At 59.0% G+C, this 16,662-nt stretch carries 16 protein-coding genes; 14 read left to right on the top strand and 2 right to left on the bottom strand.

Annotated elements, in window-relative coordinates; genetic code table 11:
- Positions 1-17 precede the first annotated feature (17 nt).
- The 9 genes from hpaX (at position 18) to ABLX76_RS16965 (ending at position 9,579) form a co-directional block, all read left to right on the top strand.
- The gene (hpaX, locus tag ABLX76_RS17005) at positions 18-1,376 is read left to right on the top strand and encodes a 4-hydroxyphenylacetate permease (RefSeq protein WP_023291848.1); all 1,359 of its coding nucleotides are present in this window, start codon (positions 18-20) and stop codon (positions 1,374-1,376) included.
- A gap of 9 nt (positions 1,377-1,385) precedes the next feature.
- Entirely contained in the window at positions 1,386-2,276 is an 891-nt protein-coding gene (gene hpaA, locus ABLX76_RS17000; protein ID WP_023291847.1) for a 4-hydroxyphenylacetate catabolism regulatory protein HpaA, read from the top strand.
- A gap of 222 nt (positions 2,277-2,498) precedes the next feature.
- On the top strand, positions 2,499-4,061 hold the full coding sequence (gene hpaB, locus ABLX76_RS16995) for a 4-hydroxyphenylacetate 3-monooxygenase, oxygenase component (RefSeq protein ID WP_002887473.1): 1,563 nt from the start codon (positions 2,499-2,501) through the stop codon (positions 4,059-4,061).
- A 19-nt stretch (positions 4,062-4,080) separates the two neighbouring features.
- Positions 4,081-4,593 (top strand): 4-hydroxyphenylacetate 3-monooxygenase reductase subunit, encoded by a 513-nt coding sequence (locus ABLX76_RS16990; protein WP_023291846.1) that lies wholly within the window; start codon positions 4,081-4,083, stop codon positions 4,591-4,593.
- A 295-nt stretch (positions 4,594-4,888) separates the two neighbouring features.
- Positions 4,889-7,039, top strand: a complete 2,151-nt coding sequence (gene btsT / locus ABLX76_RS16985; RefSeq protein WP_348874941.1) for a pyruvate/proton symporter BtsT — start codon at positions 4,889-4,891, stop codon at positions 7,037-7,039.
- A gap of 110 nt (positions 7,040-7,149) precedes the next feature.
- Positions 7,150-7,353: a YbdD/YjiX family protein gene (locus ABLX76_RS16980; RefSeq protein ID WP_002887451.1), complete on the top strand. Its 204-nt coding sequence runs from the start codon at positions 7,150-7,152 to the stop codon at positions 7,351-7,353.
- A gap of 11 nt (positions 7,354-7,364) precedes the next feature.
- Positions 7,365-8,321: a GTPase gene (gene yjiA, locus ABLX76_RS16975; protein WP_102003925.1), complete on the top strand. Its 957-nt coding sequence runs from the start codon at positions 7,365-7,367 to the stop codon at positions 8,319-8,321.
- Positions 8,322-8,713: 392 nt separating this feature from the next.
- On the top strand, positions 8,714-9,259 hold the full coding sequence (locus ABLX76_RS16970) for a YfaZ family outer membrane protein (RefSeq protein WP_023291843.1): 546 nt from the start codon (positions 8,714-8,716) through the stop codon (positions 9,257-9,259).
- Entirely contained in the window at positions 9,259-9,579 is a 321-nt protein-coding gene (locus ABLX76_RS16965; RefSeq protein WP_023291842.1) for a hypothetical protein, read from the top strand. The genes ABLX76_RS16970 and ABLX76_RS16965 overlap by 1 nt, the downstream gene beginning before the upstream one ends.
- A 49-nt stretch (positions 9,580-9,628) precedes the next feature.
- Here ABLX76_RS16965 and ABLX76_RS16960 read toward each other — a convergent pair whose 3' ends face one another.
- On the bottom strand, positions 9,629-10,999 hold the full coding sequence (locus ABLX76_RS16960; protein ID WP_032454755.1) for an NAD-dependent succinate-semialdehyde dehydrogenase: 1,371 nt from the start codon (positions 10,997-10,999) through the stop codon (positions 9,629-9,631).
- A gap of 159 nt (positions 11,000-11,158) precedes the next feature.
- Positions 11,159-12,061, bottom strand: coding sequence for an Rpn family recombination-promoting nuclease/putative transposase (locus ABLX76_RS16955; RefSeq protein ID WP_101866722.1), 903 nt, complete (start codon positions 12,059-12,061; stop codon positions 11,159-11,161).
- Between the two features lie 215 nt (positions 12,062-12,276).
- Here ABLX76_RS16955 and ABLX76_RS16950 point away from each other — a divergent pair, with 215 nt between their 5' ends.
- The 5 genes from ABLX76_RS16950 to ABLX76_RS16930 are packed head-to-tail and all read left to right on the top strand — an operon-like array spanning position 12,277 to position 16,653.
- On the top strand, positions 12,277-13,092 hold the full coding sequence (locus ABLX76_RS16950) for an AraC family transcriptional regulator (RefSeq protein WP_023291839.1): 816 nt from the start codon (positions 12,277-12,279) through the stop codon (positions 13,090-13,092).
- A 47-nt stretch (positions 13,093-13,139) separates the two neighbouring features.
- The gene (locus ABLX76_RS16945; RefSeq protein WP_086075161.1) at positions 13,140-13,802 is read left to right on the top strand and encodes a LysE family translocator; all 663 of its coding nucleotides are present in this window, start codon (positions 13,140-13,142) and stop codon (positions 13,800-13,802) included.
- Positions 13,795-15,087: a DUF445 domain-containing protein gene (locus ABLX76_RS16940; protein WP_023291837.1), complete on the top strand. Its 1,293-nt coding sequence runs from the start codon at positions 13,795-13,797 to the stop codon at positions 15,085-15,087. Before ABLX76_RS16945 ends, ABLX76_RS16940 begins: the two co-directional genes overlap by 8 nt.
- A gap of 53 nt (positions 15,088-15,140) precedes the next feature.
- Positions 15,141-16,388, top strand: coding sequence for a multidrug efflux MFS transporter MdtM (mdtM, locus tag ABLX76_RS16935; RefSeq protein ID WP_023291836.1), 1,248 nt, complete (start codon positions 15,141-15,143; stop codon positions 16,386-16,388).
- Between the two features lie 25 nt (positions 16,389-16,413).
- On the top strand, positions 16,414-16,653 hold the full coding sequence (locus ABLX76_RS16930) for a DUF2164 domain-containing protein (protein WP_004204157.1): 240 nt from the start codon (positions 16,414-16,416) through the stop codon (positions 16,651-16,653).
- Positions 16,654-16,662: the final 9 nt, after the last annotated feature.

The following is a 16,662-nucleotide window of genomic DNA, read 5'->3' as shown; positions in this document are numbered from 1 at the left end:
ATAATGTGGAGCGCAACATGACTACCTCTACCCTGCAACACAATGATAATAAAGCCGTTGAAGTAGAAAACCGGGTGATCAAAAAGCTGTTCCGCCGCCTGATCACCTTCCTGTTTGTTCTCTTTGTTTTCTCATTTTTGGACCGCATTAATATCGGCTTCGCCGGCCTGACGATGGGCAAAGACCTTGGCCTGACCTCCACCATGTTCGGCCTGGCGGCGACGTTGTTCTACGTCACCTACGTGCTGTGCGGGATCCCCAGCAATATCATGCTGGCGAAAGTCGGCGCGCGCCGTTGGATCGCCGGAATTATGGTGGTCTGGGGGATCGCCTCGACCTGCACCATGTTCGCCACCAGCCCGCATACGCTGTACATCCTGCGCATGCTGGTCGGCATCGCCGAGGCTGGTTTTCTACCGGGGATCCTCGTCTATCTGACCTGGTGGTTCCCGGCCTACCATCGCGCCCGCGCCAACGCCCTGTTTATGATCGCCATGCCGGTGACCATGATGCTCGGCTCGATACTTTCCGGCTATATTCTGGCGCTCGACGGCCTGTGGAACCTGAAGGGCTGGCAGTGGCTGTTTCTGCTGGAAGGCCTGCCGTCGGTGGTGCTCGGCGTCGTCACCTGGTTCTTCCTCAACGACACGCCGGATAAAGCCAACTGGCTCGATAGCGAAGAAAAACAGGCGCTGAAGGCGATGATCGATCGTGAACGGGAAAATGCGGCGGTCGTTCCGGCTTCGCCGCGTTCCACGCTGCGCGAAGTCCTGACGCCAGCGGTGCTGATGTATACCCTGGCCTACTTCTGCCTGACCAATACCCTGAGCGCCATAAATATCTGGACGCCGCAGATCCTGCAGAGCTTCAACACCGGCAGTAGCAACATCATGATTGGCCTGCTGGCGGCGATCCCGCAGTTCTGCACTATTTTCGGCATGATCTGGTGGAGCCGCCGCTCCGACCGGCGCAAAGAGCGCAAGATGCATACCATCCTGCCCTACCTGTTCGCCGCGGCGGGTTGGCTGCTGGCTTCGGCAACTCACCACAGCCTGATCCAGCTGATCGGCATTATTATGGCTTCGGTGGGATCCTTTACCGCGATGGCCATTTTCTGGACCACCCCGGATCGGGTGATCAGCCTGCAGTCGCGCGCGGTGGCGCTGGCGGTGATCAACGCCATCGGCAACGTCGGCTCTGCCGTCAGCCCGCTGTTGATCGGCATTTTGCGCGATACCACCGGCAGCTTTAGCTCCGGGCTGTGGTTTGTCGCCGGGCTGCTGATTGTCGGCGCGCTGGTGCTCACCCGCATTCCAATGAGCCAGCGTGAGGACGCCGCCGCCGCACCGGGCTTAGCGGCGCAGAAAGGCCACTAAGGAGCGGGTATGTGCCAGCATTCCATCGCCAATATCGATATCAATAAAGATTACGACGAGAGCCTGGGCACCGAGGAGGTGCACTATCAGTCGTTTTCCCGCATGGCGGCCTTTTTTGGCCGCGACATGCAGGCGCATCGCCACGACCGCTATTTCCAAATGCACTATCTTGATACCGGGCAGATTGAGCTGCAGCTTGATGACCATCGCTATTCGGTGCAGGCGCCATTGTTTGTGTTAACGCCGCCCTCGGTGCCGCACGCCTTTATTACCGAGTCCGATAGCGATGGCCATGTGCTGACGGTGCACGAAGAACTCATCTGGCCGCTGCTGGAGGTGCTCTATCCCGGCACGCGGGAGACCTTCGGCCTGCCGGGGATCTGCCTGTCGCTGGCGGATAAACCCGACGAGCTGGCCGCGCTGGCCCACTACTGGCAGCTGATCCGCCGGGAATCCACTGCCCAGTTGCCGGGGCGCGAGCACACCCTGGCGCTGCTGGCGCAGGCGGTCTTTACCCTGCTATTGCGTAACGCAAAGCTCGACGATCACGCCGCCAGCGGCATGCGCGGCGAGCTGAAGCTTTTCCAGCGCTTTAACCAGATGATCGACAGCCACTACCATCAGCACTGGACGGTACCGGATTACGCCAGGGAGCTGCACCTGACCGAATCGCGGCTGACCGATATCTGTCGCCGCTTTGCCAACCGTTCGCCCAAACGGCTGATATTCGACCGCCAGCTGCGCGAGGCGAAGCGCCTGCTGCTGTTCTCCGATAGCGCCGTCAATGAGATAGCCTGGCAGTTGGGGTTTAAAGATCCCGCTTATTTTGCGCGTTTTTTTAGCCGCCAGGTCGGCTGCTCGCCCAGCAGCTACCGGGCGCAAAAAGTACCGGTATCGTAATTCCCCGCTGGCGTTGCGCCTGCGGGCGATAGTCCACAGGTCGGTTCAGCGCCGCGCCAGCCGGCAAACGCTGCAGAGATCACAAAATTCACTCCCGCCTGAAAAGTACCCGTCGTTGTCGCAAACGTCCCTTCACGACAAGCGCAATAACCGCTTCAATTGAACAACAAAAACAAAACATATATTTAACATCATTTTCCGATAAATACTGAAGAGGCCCCTATGAAACCTGAAGATTTCCGCGCCGACGCGAAACGCCCGTTAACTGGCGAAGAGTATTTAAAAAGCCTGCAGGATGGCCGCGAAATTTATATCTACGGCGAGCGCGTGAAGGATGTCACTACCCACCCGGCCTTCCGTAACGCCGCGGCCTCCGTCGCTCAACTGTACGATGCGCTGCACAAACCGGAGATGCAGGATTCCCTGTGCTGGGGCACAGATACCGGCAGCGGCGGCTACACCCATAAATTCTTCCGCGTGGCGAAAAGCGCCGACGATCTGCGCCAGCAGCGCGACGCCATCGCCGAGTGGTCGCGCTTAAGCTACGGCTGGATGGGCCGCACCCCGGACTATAAAGCCGCATTCGGCTGCGCGCTGGGCGCCAACCCGGCGTTTTACGGCCAGTTCGAGCAGAACGCCCGCAACTGGTACACCCGCATTCAGGAAACCGGCCTGTACTTTAACCATGCGATCGTCAACCCGCCGATCGACCGCCACAAGCCGGCCGATGAAGTGAAGGACGTCTACATCAAGCTGGAAAAAGAGACCGATGCCGGGATCATCGTCAGCGGCGCGAAAGTGGTGGCCACCAACTCGGCGCTGACCCACTACAACATGATCGGCTTCGGCTCCGCGCAGGTGATGGGCGAAAACCCGGACTTCGCGCTGATGTTCGTCGCGCCGATGGACGCCGAAGGCGTCAAGCTGATCTCCCGCGCCTCCTATGAGATGGTCGCCGGCGCGACCGGCTCCCCGTACGACTATCCGCTCTCCAGCCGTTTCGACGAGAACGACGCGATTCTGGTAATGGATAAGGTGCTGATCCCATGGGAGAACGTGCTGATTTATCGCGACTTCGACCGCTGCCGCCGCTGGACCATGGAAGGGGGGTTCGCCCGCATGTACCCGCTGCAGGCCTGCGTACGTCTGGCGGTAAAACTGGACTTTATCACCGCCCTGCTGAAGCGCTCGCTGGAATGTACCGGCACCCTCGAGTTCCGCGGCGTGCAGGCCGACCTCGGCGAAGTGGTGGCATGGCGCAACATGTTCTGGGCGCTGAGCGATTCCATGTGCTCGGAAGCGACGCCGTGGGTCAACGGCGCATGGCTGCCGGATCACGCCGCGCTGCAGACCTATCGCGTGATGGCCCCGATGGCCTACGCCAAGATCAAGAACATCATCGAGCGCAACGTCACCAGCGGCCTGATTTATCTGCCGTCCAGCGCCCGCGATCTGAACAATCCGCAGATTGACCAGTATCTGGCGAAGTACGTGCGCGGCTCCAACGGTATGGATCACGTTGAACGTATCAAGATCCTCAAACTGATGTGGGACGCCATCGGCAGCGAATTCGGCGGCCGCCACGAGCTGTATGAAATCAACTACTCCGGTAGCCAGGATGAGATTCGCCTGCAGTGTCTGCGCCAGGCGCAGAGCTCCGGCAATATGGACAAGATGATGGCGATGGTCGACCGCTGCCTGTCCGAGTACGACCAGAACGGCTGGACGGTGCCGCATCTGCACAATAACGCTGATATCAACATGTTGGATAAGCTGCTGAAGTAATTCGCAGCGGGAGGTCATAATGCAATTAGATGAACAACGCCTGCGTTTTCGCGATGCCATGGCCAGCCTGTCGGCGGCGGTTAACGTGGTCACCACCGCAGGCGAAGCCGGCCGCTGCGGGATTACTGCCACGGCGGTGTGCTCGGTGACGGATACGCCGCCCTCGGTGATGGTGTGTATCAACGCCAACAGCGCGATGAACCCGGTGTTTCAGGGCAACGGCAAGTTGTGCATCAACGTGCTGAACCATGAACAGGAAATCATGGCCCGTCATTTCGCCGGGATGACCGGGGTGACGATGGAAGAGCGTTTTGCCCTCAGCGGCTGGCAGCAGGGCGCGCTCGGGCAGCCGGTGCTGAAGGGGTCGCTGGCCAGTCTCGAAGGGGAGATTAGCCAGGTACAAACCATCGGCACCCACCTGGTCTATCTGGTAGAAATCAGGAATATAACCCTGAGCCAGCAGGGCCACGGGCTGATCTACTTTAAGCGCCGCTTCCACCCGGTAATGATGGAAATGGAAGTCGCAGTGTAATCGCCTTGTCTGCTCCTCCCCGGTTGGGGAGGAGCGTTAACCCACAGCGTCGCAGGCCACAATCTCCTGTGATCACAATCACATAATCCCGCCCTGTTCACTTCGTAGCCAACCGCTTACCCCTTCCAGTAACCGCTTAACCTCCTATACAACCACTCACCCATTTACTCATCTTTACGCGCGCGCCGGTCTGGCAAGATCGGAGACAGCCTAGCTAATCAATACCTCCATCAACCCTTACTTAAAACCAGACGGCTTCGGCCAATTATTCATCTCATTAACGCCAGGTTTTACTATGGATACCAAAAAACTATTCAAGCACATACCCTGGGTGATTCTCGGGATCATCGGGGCATTTTGCCTCTCAGTCGTCGCCCTGCGCCGCGGTGAGCACGTCAGTGCCCTGTGGATCGTGGTGGCGTCGGTTTCCGTGTATCTCGTCGCCTACCGGTATTACAGCCTGTATATCGCGCAGAAGGTGATGAAGCTTGACCCGACGCGCTCCACGCCGGCGGTCATTAATAACGATGGACTGAACTATGTGCCGACCAACCGCTACGTGCTGTTTGGCCACCACTTTGCCGCGATTGCCGGCGCCGGTCCGCTGGTGGGCCCGGTGCTCGCCGCGCAGATGGGCTACCTGCCGGGCACCCTGTGGCTGCTGGCGGGCGTCGTGCTGGCAGGCGCGGTACAGGACTTTATGGTGCTGTTTATCTCCTCACGGCGTAACGGCGCCTCGCTGGGCGAGATGATCAAACAGGAGATGGGTCCCGTACCGGGCTCCATCGCGCTGTTCGGCTGCTTCCTGATAATGATCATCATCCTCGCGGTGCTGGCGCTGATCGTGGTGAAAGCGCTGGCGGAAAGCCCGTGGGGCGTCTTCACCGTCTGCTCGACGGTGCCAATTGCCCTGTTCATGGGGATCTACATGCGCTTCCTGCGCCCGGGCCGCGTAGGCGAAGTATCGGTCATCGGTATCGTCCTGCTGGTGGCGTCTATTTACTTCGGCGGCGTGATTGCCCACGACCCGTACTGGGGCCCGGCGCTGACCTTTAAAGACACCACCATCACCTTTACCCTGATTGGCTACGCGTTTATCTCGGCTCTGCTGCCGGTATGGCTGATTCTGGCGCCGCGCGACTACCTGGCGACCTTCCTGAAAATCGGCGTCATCGTTGGCCTGGCGCTGGGTATCGTGATCCTTAACCCGGACCTGAAAATGCCGGCGGTGACCCAGTACATTGACGGTACCGGTCCGCTGTGGAAAGGCGCCCTGTTCCCGTTCCTGTTTATCACTATTGCCTGCGGCGCGGTCTCCGGCTTCCACGCCCTGATCGCCTCCGGCACCACGCCGAAGCTGCTGGCCAACGAAACCGACGCCCGCTTTATCGGCTACGGCGCAATGCTGATGGAGTCCTTCGTGGCGGTGATGGCGCTGGTAGCGGCCTCAATTATCGAACCGGGCCTCTACTTCGCGATGAACACCCCGCCGGCGGGTCTGGGTATCACCATGCCGAACCTGCACGAAATGGGCGGTGAAAACGCGGCGCTGATTGCCGCCCAGCTGAGGGATGTCACCGCTCACGCGGCAGCGACCGTCAGCTCCTGGGGCTTCGTGATCTCACCTGAGCAAATCCTGCAAACCGCGAAAGATATCGGCGAACCGTCGGTCCTGAACCGCGCGGGCGGCGCGCCGACGCTGGCCGTGGGTATCGCTCATGTGTTCCACAAAATCATCCCGATGGCGGATATGGGCTTCTGGTACCACTTCGGTATCCTGTTTGAAGCGCTGTTTATCCTCACCGCGCTGGATGCGGGGACCCGCGCAGGCCGCTTTATGCTGCAGGATCTGCTGGGTAACTTCGTGCCGTTCCTGAAAAAAACCGACTCGCTGGTCGCCGGGATTATCGGTACCGCCGGCTGCGTCGGGCTGTGGGGCTACCTGCTGTATCAGGGCGTGGTCGACCCGCTGGGCGGCGTGAAGAGCCTGTGGCCGCTGTTCGGTATCTCTAACCAGATGCTGGCCGCGGTGGCGCTGGTGCTTGGCACCGTGGTGCTGGTCAAAATGCAGCGCACCAAATATATCTGGGTCACCGTGATCCCGGCTGTGTGGCTGCTACTGTGCACCACCTGGGCGCTGGGCCTGAAGCTGTTCAGCACCAACCCGCAGATGGAAGGCTTCTTCTTTATGGCTCAGCAGTATAAAGAGAAGATCGCCGCCGGTGGCGAGCTGACCGCCCAGCAGGTGGCCAACATGAACCATATCGTGGTCAACAACTACACCAACGCCGGCCTGAGCATCCTGTTCCTGGTGGTGGTGTACAGCATCATCTTCTACGGCATCAAAACCTGGCTCACTGTCCGCAACAATAAAGTGCGTACCGACAAAGAGACCCCGTACGTGCCGGTACCGGAAGGCGGCGTGAAGACCTCGTCACATCATTAACCCCGATGCCGGATGGCGCTACGCTTATCCGGCCTACAAAAAAGCGCATCAACGTAGGCCGGAGAAGGCGCTAGCCGCCATCCGGCTTTATTCGTTATCTGGAACTTACAATGTTTGGTAACTTAGGTCAGGCAAAAAAATATCTCGGTCAGGCGGCGAAAATGCTGATTGGCATTCCGGATTACGACAACTACGTCACCCATATGCAAACCAACCATCCGGATCAGCCGTACATGACTTATGAAGAATTCTTCCGCGAACGCCAGCAGGCCCGCTACGGCGGCGACGGCAAAGGCGGCGTCCGCTGCTGTTAATGGAGGCAATAATGGCACCGATTGCAGTCACCCTACTCACCGGTTTTCTCGGCGCAGGTAAAACCACCCTGTTGCGCCATATTCTTAACGAACAGCACGGCTTTAAAATCGCCGTGATTGAAAATGAATTTGGCGAAGTCGCCGTTGACGATCAGCTGATCGGCGACCGCGCCACGCAGATTAAAACCCTGACCAACGGCTGCATCTGCTGTACGCGCTCCAACGAACTGGAAGACGCCCTGCTTGATCTGCTCGACAGCCGCGACCGCGGTGAAATCGGGTTCGACCGGTTGGTGATTGAATGCACCGGCATGGCCGACCCGGGGCCGATCATCCAGACCTTTTTCTCCCACGAGGTGCTTTGCGAGCGCTATTTGCTGGATGGCGTGATCGCCCTGGTGGATGCGGTCCATGCCGACCAGCAGATGGATCAGTTCACCATCGCCCAGTCGCAGGTGGGCTACGCAGACCGCATTTTGCTGACCAAAACTGATGTTGCCGGCGACACCGAAAAATTGCGCGAACGGCTGGCGCGCATCAATGCCCGGGCGCCGATTTATACCGTCATTCACGGCGATATCGATCTTAGCCAGCTGTTTAACACCAGCGGCTTTATGCTGGAAGAGAACGTCGTAAACAGCAAACCGCGTTTCCACTTTATGGCAGAGAAGCAAAACGACGTGTCATCAATCGTGGTTGAGATGGATTACCCGGTGGATATCAGCGAAGTGTCGCGTGTAATGGAAAACCTGCTGCTCTCCTTCGCCGAGCAATTGATGCGCTATAAAGGGATGCTGTGGATCGACGGCGAGCCAAATCGCCTGCTGTTCCAGGGCGTGCAGCGCCTCTACAGCGCCGACTGGGATCGCCCGTGGGGCGATGAAACGCCGCACAGCACGCTGGTGTTTATCGGCATTCAGTTGCCGGAAGAGGAGATTCGCGCGGCATTTGCCGGGCTACGACGCTAATTTGCCCGCCTGCGCGCTAAGGCGCAGGCCCCCTTCTCTCCCCGTACATCGTCAAAGACAGGGATAAAATGTCGTCATCGCGTCGAAAAATGTAAATCAACGTTTTTATAAGTAACAGCAGAAACACTTTTGGAAATAATAAGAAATTCAATGAATAGGATGCTTAATAATTAATGCCCGCCCTGTTCAGTTTCTGTTTAGCCCACCCATTAAACTGTGGCTAAACAGACCAAATTTGATGATTGACCTCGCCATAACCCAACGTCATGACAACATTTTCAAAACACTTCCCTGACAAATACAGCATAAAAAATCGACGTAAGTCACATTTGCAGAGGTAAACATCGATTGTTAAGGTGCCCTCAGACAAATTTAATGACGAGGAGCAAACCATGAAAAAGCTTAACATCCTGATTGTTGCTGCCCTGACCGCGGTCTCTGGTTCCGCCATGGCAATGGGGTTTACCGTTGAACAAGGTAAGAATTTTACCAACCTGAATATGGAAATGGGTAAATCCTCTTCCGGCCTGTATGCCGAAAGCCACTGGCTGAAGAATACCGATGATGGTAGCCAGACCGGCGGCGTTGGCGCGGGTTACAATCTGGAAGTTGGCCCGGTGATGCTCAACGCTGGCGCGAAAGCTATCTACCTCGGGCCGAAAAAAGGCGATAACGGCGTCGCGTTTCCGGTCGGCGGCGGGGTGAACGTGGCCCTGACCGACAGCATCCACGTGTTTGGCGAAGGGTATGTCGCGCCCGACGGCCTGAACAACAGCGTGAAAAACTATGTTGAGGCGAACGGCGGCGTGAGCTGGTCCCCGGTTGGTCCACTGACCCTGAAGGTCGGTTACCGTCACGTGAGCGTTGACGGCAAAGAGGGCCGCCCAAACCACACCCTGATTGATGGCGCCTACGTGGGCGGCGGGATTACCTTCTGATGAAATCACGTCTCGCCGCGCTCTCTGCGCTGAGCCTGGCGTTGCTGCTCACCGGCTGCACTCAGTATACCTGGGTGAAGCCGGGTTTAAGCGATGCCGACATGCATAAAAAGCTCACCGAATGTGAAGCGCAGGCCCTGGTCGATCTCCCTCCGGATAACGTGGTGACCGGGTCCAGTTCAGAAAAAACCGACAAAAAGCATAAGAAACAGGATGTTGAAACAAGTTATACGGTAGAAGACGCGAATGAATATCAGCGGGAGACCTTAGTCGACAGCTGTATGTTCAAAAGCGGCTGGGATAAAGTCGAAGTGCAATAAATCTATTATAAAAAAACCTGCCGGATGGCAGGTTTTTTTATGGTCGGGCTTAGCGGCGAACCACCACCAGCTTTTGGTTCACAAACTCTTTGATGCCGAGATCGGAGAGCTCCCGGCCATAACCGGAACGCTTCACGCCGCCAAACGGCAGTTCGGGCGCGGTATCGGTCAGCCAGTTGATATAGACCATCCCGGTTTCAATGGCGGATGCCATCCGTTTAGCGCGTTCGATATCCTGACTGAACACCGCGCCGCCCAGGCCATAGTGAGAATCGTTGGCAAGCGCAATCGCCTCCTCATCGTTTTTCACCACGTAGATCTGCGCCACCGGGCCAAAGAACTCTTCGAAGTACGCCGGGTTGTCGCGGGAGATACCGGTCAGGATAGTGGGTTCAAAGAAGTTGCCGTCTCGCGCCACGGGTTTGCCGCCCAGATGCAGCGTGGCGCCGTTTTTGACCGCCTCGTCAACCTGCTTGCTTAAGGTTTCCAGCGCATCTTTAGAGGAGAGCGGCCCCAGCGTGGTGCTTTCATCCAGCGGATCGCCTATTTTTACCTGGCGAAACGCCTCGCTAAATTTCGTCAGAAACGACTCAGCGATGTTCTCATGCAGGATAAACCGCTTGGCGGCAGTACACACCTGGCCGGCATTGTTCAGCCGCGCCTGGACGCCGATTTTCACCGCGCGATCGAGGTCGGCATCGTCGAGCACCACAAACACATCGTTGCCGCCGAGTTCCAGGGTCGATTTTTTAATATGCTTCGCCGCCTGCGCCGCCACCACGCTGCCAGCTTTTTCCGACCCGGTCAGCGCCGCGCCCTGCACACGATCGTCGGCGATAATCTTCGCCACCTGATCCTGGGAGATAAACAGATTGGTCCACGCCCCATCTGGTGCGCCGGCCTCGCGCACCAGATGAGCAAAGGTCTCCGCGCAGTGCGGCACAATGCTGGCGTGTTTGGCGATAACCGGGTTCCCGGCCGCCAGGTTTGGCGCCAGGACGCGCATCAGCTGGTAATAGGGGAAGTTCCACGGTTCCACCGCCACTAATACGCCGATGGGATGGTGTTCAACCCAGGCGTCGCCGAGTTCGGTGGGATATTTCACCGGCGCCAGCATCGATTTGGCGTTATCGGCGTAGTAGCGGGCGATTTGCGCGCACAGTTTCACTTCGCCGCGGCTCTGCTTAATGAGTTTCCCCATCTCCTCGCTGGCGATTTTCGCCAGATCTTCCGCCCGGCTGTCGATCAGATCCGCCAGCTTATGCAGCACCGCCAGGCGCGGTTCGATATCCCCTTTCGCCCAGGCCGAATGATAGAGCGCATCCGCCTGCCGCAGCGCCGCTTCCACGTCCGCATCGCTGTGCGCCGGGTACGTTTTAATAAGCTGATTGTTCGCAGGATTCACCGTCTGATAGGCCATATCGCATGTCTCCTTGTTATCGCTATTAAGGCAGTCAAAAATGCCGTTAAGGATATTAAGGGTAGTCGAGATGGCTGGCGATGCGGGTAAAGTTAGGTATATCCGGAATATTCCATAACGGTGGCTAACCGGGGCGACCGTCAGGCCGCCCCGGCGTTATCAATGCGCCAGCGCGGCGATCTCGTCGGCGGTCAGGCCGGTGATTTTCACCACCGTCTCGCGGGCAATGCCGTCGGCCAGCATCCTCTGGGCAATGCGCAGCGCCTCGGCATGCTGTCCTTCACGCTTGCCTTTTCTGCGCCACACTTCCTGTAATCGTTCGGCGATGGTCATTAATCTCTCCCTGTGCTGAGGAACCCGTTGCGCCACTTCCTGGATAAACCGGCCAAAGCGACGCGCGTTGCCAGTCTGCAGTAGATAATTAAACAGCGTTTTTATCTGCCTGTCATTAGCGTCACCGCTAAGTAAAATCGTCGTCAGCTGCTCAACAATCGCCATTAAATCGCGCTGGCGAATATGCTTCTGTATCAGCTCGAGTAATGCCACCCGCCGGTGGCGAACGATCTCATCGTCGGGGATCACCGTGATATCCACCAGCGGAAAGGGCGAGGCATAAAGCTCTCTCGCCAGCGGTGGATCGACAAAGCAGTCCAGCCAGTTGAGCGACCACGGGTATGGCGTGGTCGCTCCGTGATAGAACAGCATCGGCACCACCAGCGGCAGTCTGGTATGACCGCTATCCAGATGGCGCTGCATCGCGGCGATGGCGTAGCGCATCAGGCGGAAGGCCATCTGCGCATCCGGCGAGCTCTGATGTTCGATAACCACATAAATGTATCCCTCGCCAGACGCGGTTTTGAGTGACCACAGCACATCGGAGTACCATGCCCGCAGGCTCTCCTCGATAAAGCTTGCCGACTCCAGCTGTAAGGTATCGAGGTCGCAGCGCTGACGCAGCGCAGGCGGTAGATGGATCGCCAGGAAATCACGCGCGATGTCGGCCTGAGTGAGAAACTGTTTAAACACCGCATCATGCGGCGTCGAGGTGGTGCCCTTTGCCATCGGCTCATCCCTGCCTGCTTATCCTGCAGGGACTCTACCTCCCATGAATGTCGCTGACACCCCGGAAACCGGGATTTTACGTTCCGCGACGAAAACATATTTCCCCGGACTGCAAGCGTGACATCCTTTTTCGACGCGGTACGCAAATCCCGGCGGGCGACAGCCTCGGCGCAGCATGCTATAAACGATTTATCCCCTCAGCAAAGGTCGATGCGGTGAACCATACCCGAGATATTCCCCAAACCTTCTGGCGAGACGATCGCCTGCCGTGGCTGGAGCTGCGCAGCACCTGGGGCAGCCGTCAGGCCTATAAGCGCCACAGCCACCCGCAGCTCTCGGTGGGGGCGATTATCGACGGTGAAACGCGCTGCCTGTGCAATGGTCAGGAATATCTCCTGCAGCCCGGGGATCTGATCGTGATCCCGCCGCACGCGCCGCATAGCTGTAATCCGCTGCGTGACCGGCCGCGCAGCTATCATATGCTGTACCTGGAGGCGGCATGGTGCCATGCGCAGCGTCCAGATATTCCCCCTGGCGCCAGTATCACCTCGCCGCAGCCGCTGCTGCGCGACAGCCCTCTCTTTGCCTGCTTCCAGCAGATTGTCGCCCTGATGAGCCGCGGCCGCATTGAGCAACTGCCCGCCCGGCTGGCGCAGCTCCTGCACGCGCTGCCGCTGTGCGCCGCCGCGCCGCAGGCGCCACATCACGCCAGCGCCCTGCTGTTTCAGCGCCTGGCGACAGATCTGCCGGCGCCGCCATCGCTGGATAAGCTGGCCCACGACAGCGCGCTACGTAAAGAGACCGTTATCCGCGCCGTGAAACAGGATACCGGCCTGACGCCCGCCAGTTTGATCAATATGGCGCGCATTGAATATGCGAAAACGCGCTTACGTGCCGGGGACCCTATTGCCGACGTCGGCTATCAGGCCGGCTTTGCCGATCAGAGCCATTTCCATAAAACCTTCGTCAGCTATACCGCCGCCACGCCGCGGCAGTATGCGCAAAGCCGATCAATTTCCGACAATAAGTAATTTTCCACCTGGCGTAGGGTGGCCTCAGCACCATTATCGAGGCCACTATGCATACCTTATCGACTCTCTTCCCCGCCGCCTTTCCGGCGTTAGCCCTGTCCCACTTTGTCGCTCTGCTCAGCCCGGGCCCCGATTTTTTTCTGCTGGTCGGTTACGCTGTACGCTACCGGATCCGCGGCAGCCTCGGACTGTGTCTCGGCATCGCCGCCGGGAATGCGCTGTATATTGTCCTGGCCATCGTTGGCTGGGGGCTTCTGCGCCAGGCGCCGCTGCTGTTTTTGCTCATCGAGCTGTTGGGCGCAGGCTATTTACTGTGGATTGGCAGCCTGCTGATTCGCAGCCGTCCCGCGGCGCTGGCGGTGGAGAGCGTTCGCGCATCGTGTCCGGGGTTCGGCAAGCAGCTGCTGCTGGGGCTGGGGTCATCGCTGCTCAACCCGAAGAACGCGCTGTTTTATCTGGCGCTGATGACCTCCCTGCTGGGGCCGGCGGTTACCTTGCTGCAGCAAACGGTAAGTGGCCTGTGGATGGTCAGCGTGGTGTTCTTCTGGGATTTACTGCTGGTGAGCGCGATTGCGCTGCCGCAGGTGCAGCACCGCCTGAGCGCCATCGTCTGGCGGGTCGAGCGGGCGGCGGGGGCGATCCTGATGATGTTCGGTCTGTGGATTATCTGGCGATTTTTGCACGACCTCGCCGTCAGGTTATATGCTTAAGTTTATGGAAAAACTCGCTGAACTGAAACGCGCCAAACTGCTGGCGCTGTCGCTGCTGCTGATCGCCGCCGCGCTATTTATCACCACCCTGCTGCTGCCGCCGACGCCATGGGTCAGCGCGCTGAAGGCCATTTCCGAAGCGGCGATGGTCGGGGCGCTGGCCGACTGGTTTGCGGTGGTGGCCCTGTTTCGTCGTATTCCGCTGCCCTTTGTCGCCCGCCATACCGCGATTATCCCGCGCAACAAAGATCGCATCGCCGACAACCTCGGCCGCTTTGTGGAAGAGAAGTTCCTCGATACCCCGTCGCTGGTGGCGCTGATCCGCCGCTATCAACCAGCTCTGATGCTCGGCAACTGGTTCAGCCAGCCGGAGAACGCCCGGCGGGTCGGCCAGCACCTGCTGCAGGTGATGAGCGGTTTTCTCGAACTGACCGATGACGCCCGCATTCAGCGCCTGCTGCGGCGCGCGGTGCATAAGGCGATCGATAAGGTCGACCTGACGCAGACCAGCGCCATGATGCTGGAGGGGCTGACCCGCGACAACCGCCATCAAAAGCTGCTGGATTCGCTGATAAATCAGCTGATCGCCCTGCTGCAGCGCGACAGCTCCCGCGCCTTTATCGCCCGCGGCATCGTGCGCTGGCTGGAGACCGAACACCCGCTGAAGGCCAGGCTATTACCCACCGAGTGGCTCGGCGAGCACAGCGCCGAGATGGTCACCGACGCCGTGAATACCCTGCTGGACGAGGTCACTCACGATCGCACCCACCAGATCCGCCAGACCTTTGACCGCGCGACGCAAAAGCTAATCGATAACCTGAAATCCGACCCGGAACTGGCGCAGAAGGCCGATAACATCAAAGCGTGGCTGAAAAATGATGAGACCTTCAATCGCTATCTTGGCGAAGTGTGGGGCGACCTGCGCGGTTGGGTGAAAAACGATATCAGCAGCGACGACTCGCGTATCAAGCAGCGCATCGCCGAGGCTGGCCAGTGGTTCGGTGAAACCTTACTCCGCGACGACGCGCTGCGCGAATCGCTTAACGAACACCTGGAGCAGGCGGCGCACCGGGTGGCGCCGGAGTTCGCCGCCTTCCTCACTCGGCATATCAGCGACACGGTGAAGAGCTGGGACGCCCGCGATATGTCACGGCAGATCGAGCTTAATATCGGTAAAGATCTGCAGTTCATCCGCATCAACGGCACCCTGGTCGGGGGAACCATCGGCCTGTTGTTGTGGCTGCTCTCGCAGATCCCGTCGCTGCTGCATCTGCATATTGGTTAGCAATGATACTATCTGAACAATAGCGCTGAAAAATATTCCACAGGGAGGGCGAGATGATGCACCGGATGACCCGCTGGCTAACCCGGCACGCCGCCGCGCTGTTCTTCCCGGCGGCGCTCATTCTGTATGATTTTTCCGCCTATCTCACCACCGACCTGATCCAGCCGGGGATCCTGCACGTGGTGCGGGATTTCAACGCCGATGTGGCGCTGGCTCCAGCCTCGGTGAGCCTGTATATGGCCGGCGGCATGGCGCTGCAGTGGCTGCTGGGGCCGCTCTCTGACCGGATCGGACGGCGTCCGGTACTGCTCACCGGCGCGCTGATTTTCACCCTCGCCTGCCTGGCGACGCTGTTCACCACCTCCATGACCCAGTTCCTGATCGCCCGCTTCGTGCAGGGCACCAGCATCTGCTTTATCGCCACCGTCGGCTACGTCACCGTACAGGAAGCCTTTGAGGAAAAAAGGTCGATCAGGCTGATGGCGGTGATCACCTCCGTCGTGCTGGTGGCGCCGATCGTCGGCCCGCTCTCCGGCGCGGCGCTGATGCATTTTATCCACTGGAAAGCGCTGTTCGGCATTATCGCCGCCATGGGGCTGGTGGCCTGGCTGGGGCTGCTGTTGACCATGCCGGAGACGGTGCGCCGCGGCGATGTGCCGTTCAGCCCCCTGGGCGTGCTGCGCGATTTTCGCAACGTCTTTCGCAACCGCATCTTTTTGCTCGGCGCCGCCACGCTGTCGCTGAGCTATATTCCGCTGATGAGCTGGGTGGCGGTATCGCCGGTGATTTTAATGGACGCCGGCGGGCTGACCACCAGCGAGTTCGCCTGGAGCCAGGTGCCGGTCTTCAGCGCCGTCATCATTGCCAACCTGTCGGTGGCGCGCTGGGTAAAAGATCCCACCCGTCCGCGCTTTGTGCTGAGCGCGGTGCCGGTACAGATGCTCGGCCTGGCCATCCTGATCGTCGGGAATCTGGCCTGGCCGCACGTCTGGCTGTGGTCGGTGCTCGGCACCTGCTTCTACGCCTTTGGCATCGGGCTGATTTTCCCGACGCTGTTCCGCTTTACCCTCTTTTCCAACGACCTGCCGAAAGGCACGGTCTCCGCCTCGCTGAATATCGTGATCCTCAGCGTCAGCGCCTTATCGATTGAAGGCGCGCGCTGGCTGTGGTTCCATGGCGGGAGACTGCCCTTCCACCTGTTGGCGGTGGTCGCGGGGCTCGCCGCCGCCTGCTGCCTCGCCGGACTGTTACGCCACCAGCGTCAGTGCGCGCAAGCGGTCATTGAAGCCCGGCAGTCGTGACCCCTTTTACGGAGAAAGCCCCATCATGAGTGAGATTGAACTCAGCCCGGCGCAGCGCGACCTGCTGCGCGACAGGCTCAGCAAGTACTGCGAAGAGACATTTAACCTCGAACTGGAGCAGTTTGACGCTGAATTTTTTGTCGACTTTATCGCCCAGGAGCTGGGGCCGCTGTTTTACAACGCCGGTATCGAAGAAGCCATCCGCACCCATCTGGCATGGAGCGAGCGGATCCAGGAAGAGATGGATTTAAAGAAGGTCTATTAACGCCGCGCG

The sequence above is a fragment of the Klebsiella sp. JB_Kp004 genome, from assembly GCF_040065795.1.
In the GTDB taxonomy this organism is placed as follows: Bacteria; Pseudomonadota; Gammaproteobacteria; order Enterobacterales; family Enterobacteriaceae; genus Klebsiella; species Klebsiella quasipneumoniae.
Note: the sequence above shows the minus strand (reverse complement) of the source record. Positions and strands in the feature narration are given on the sequence as shown.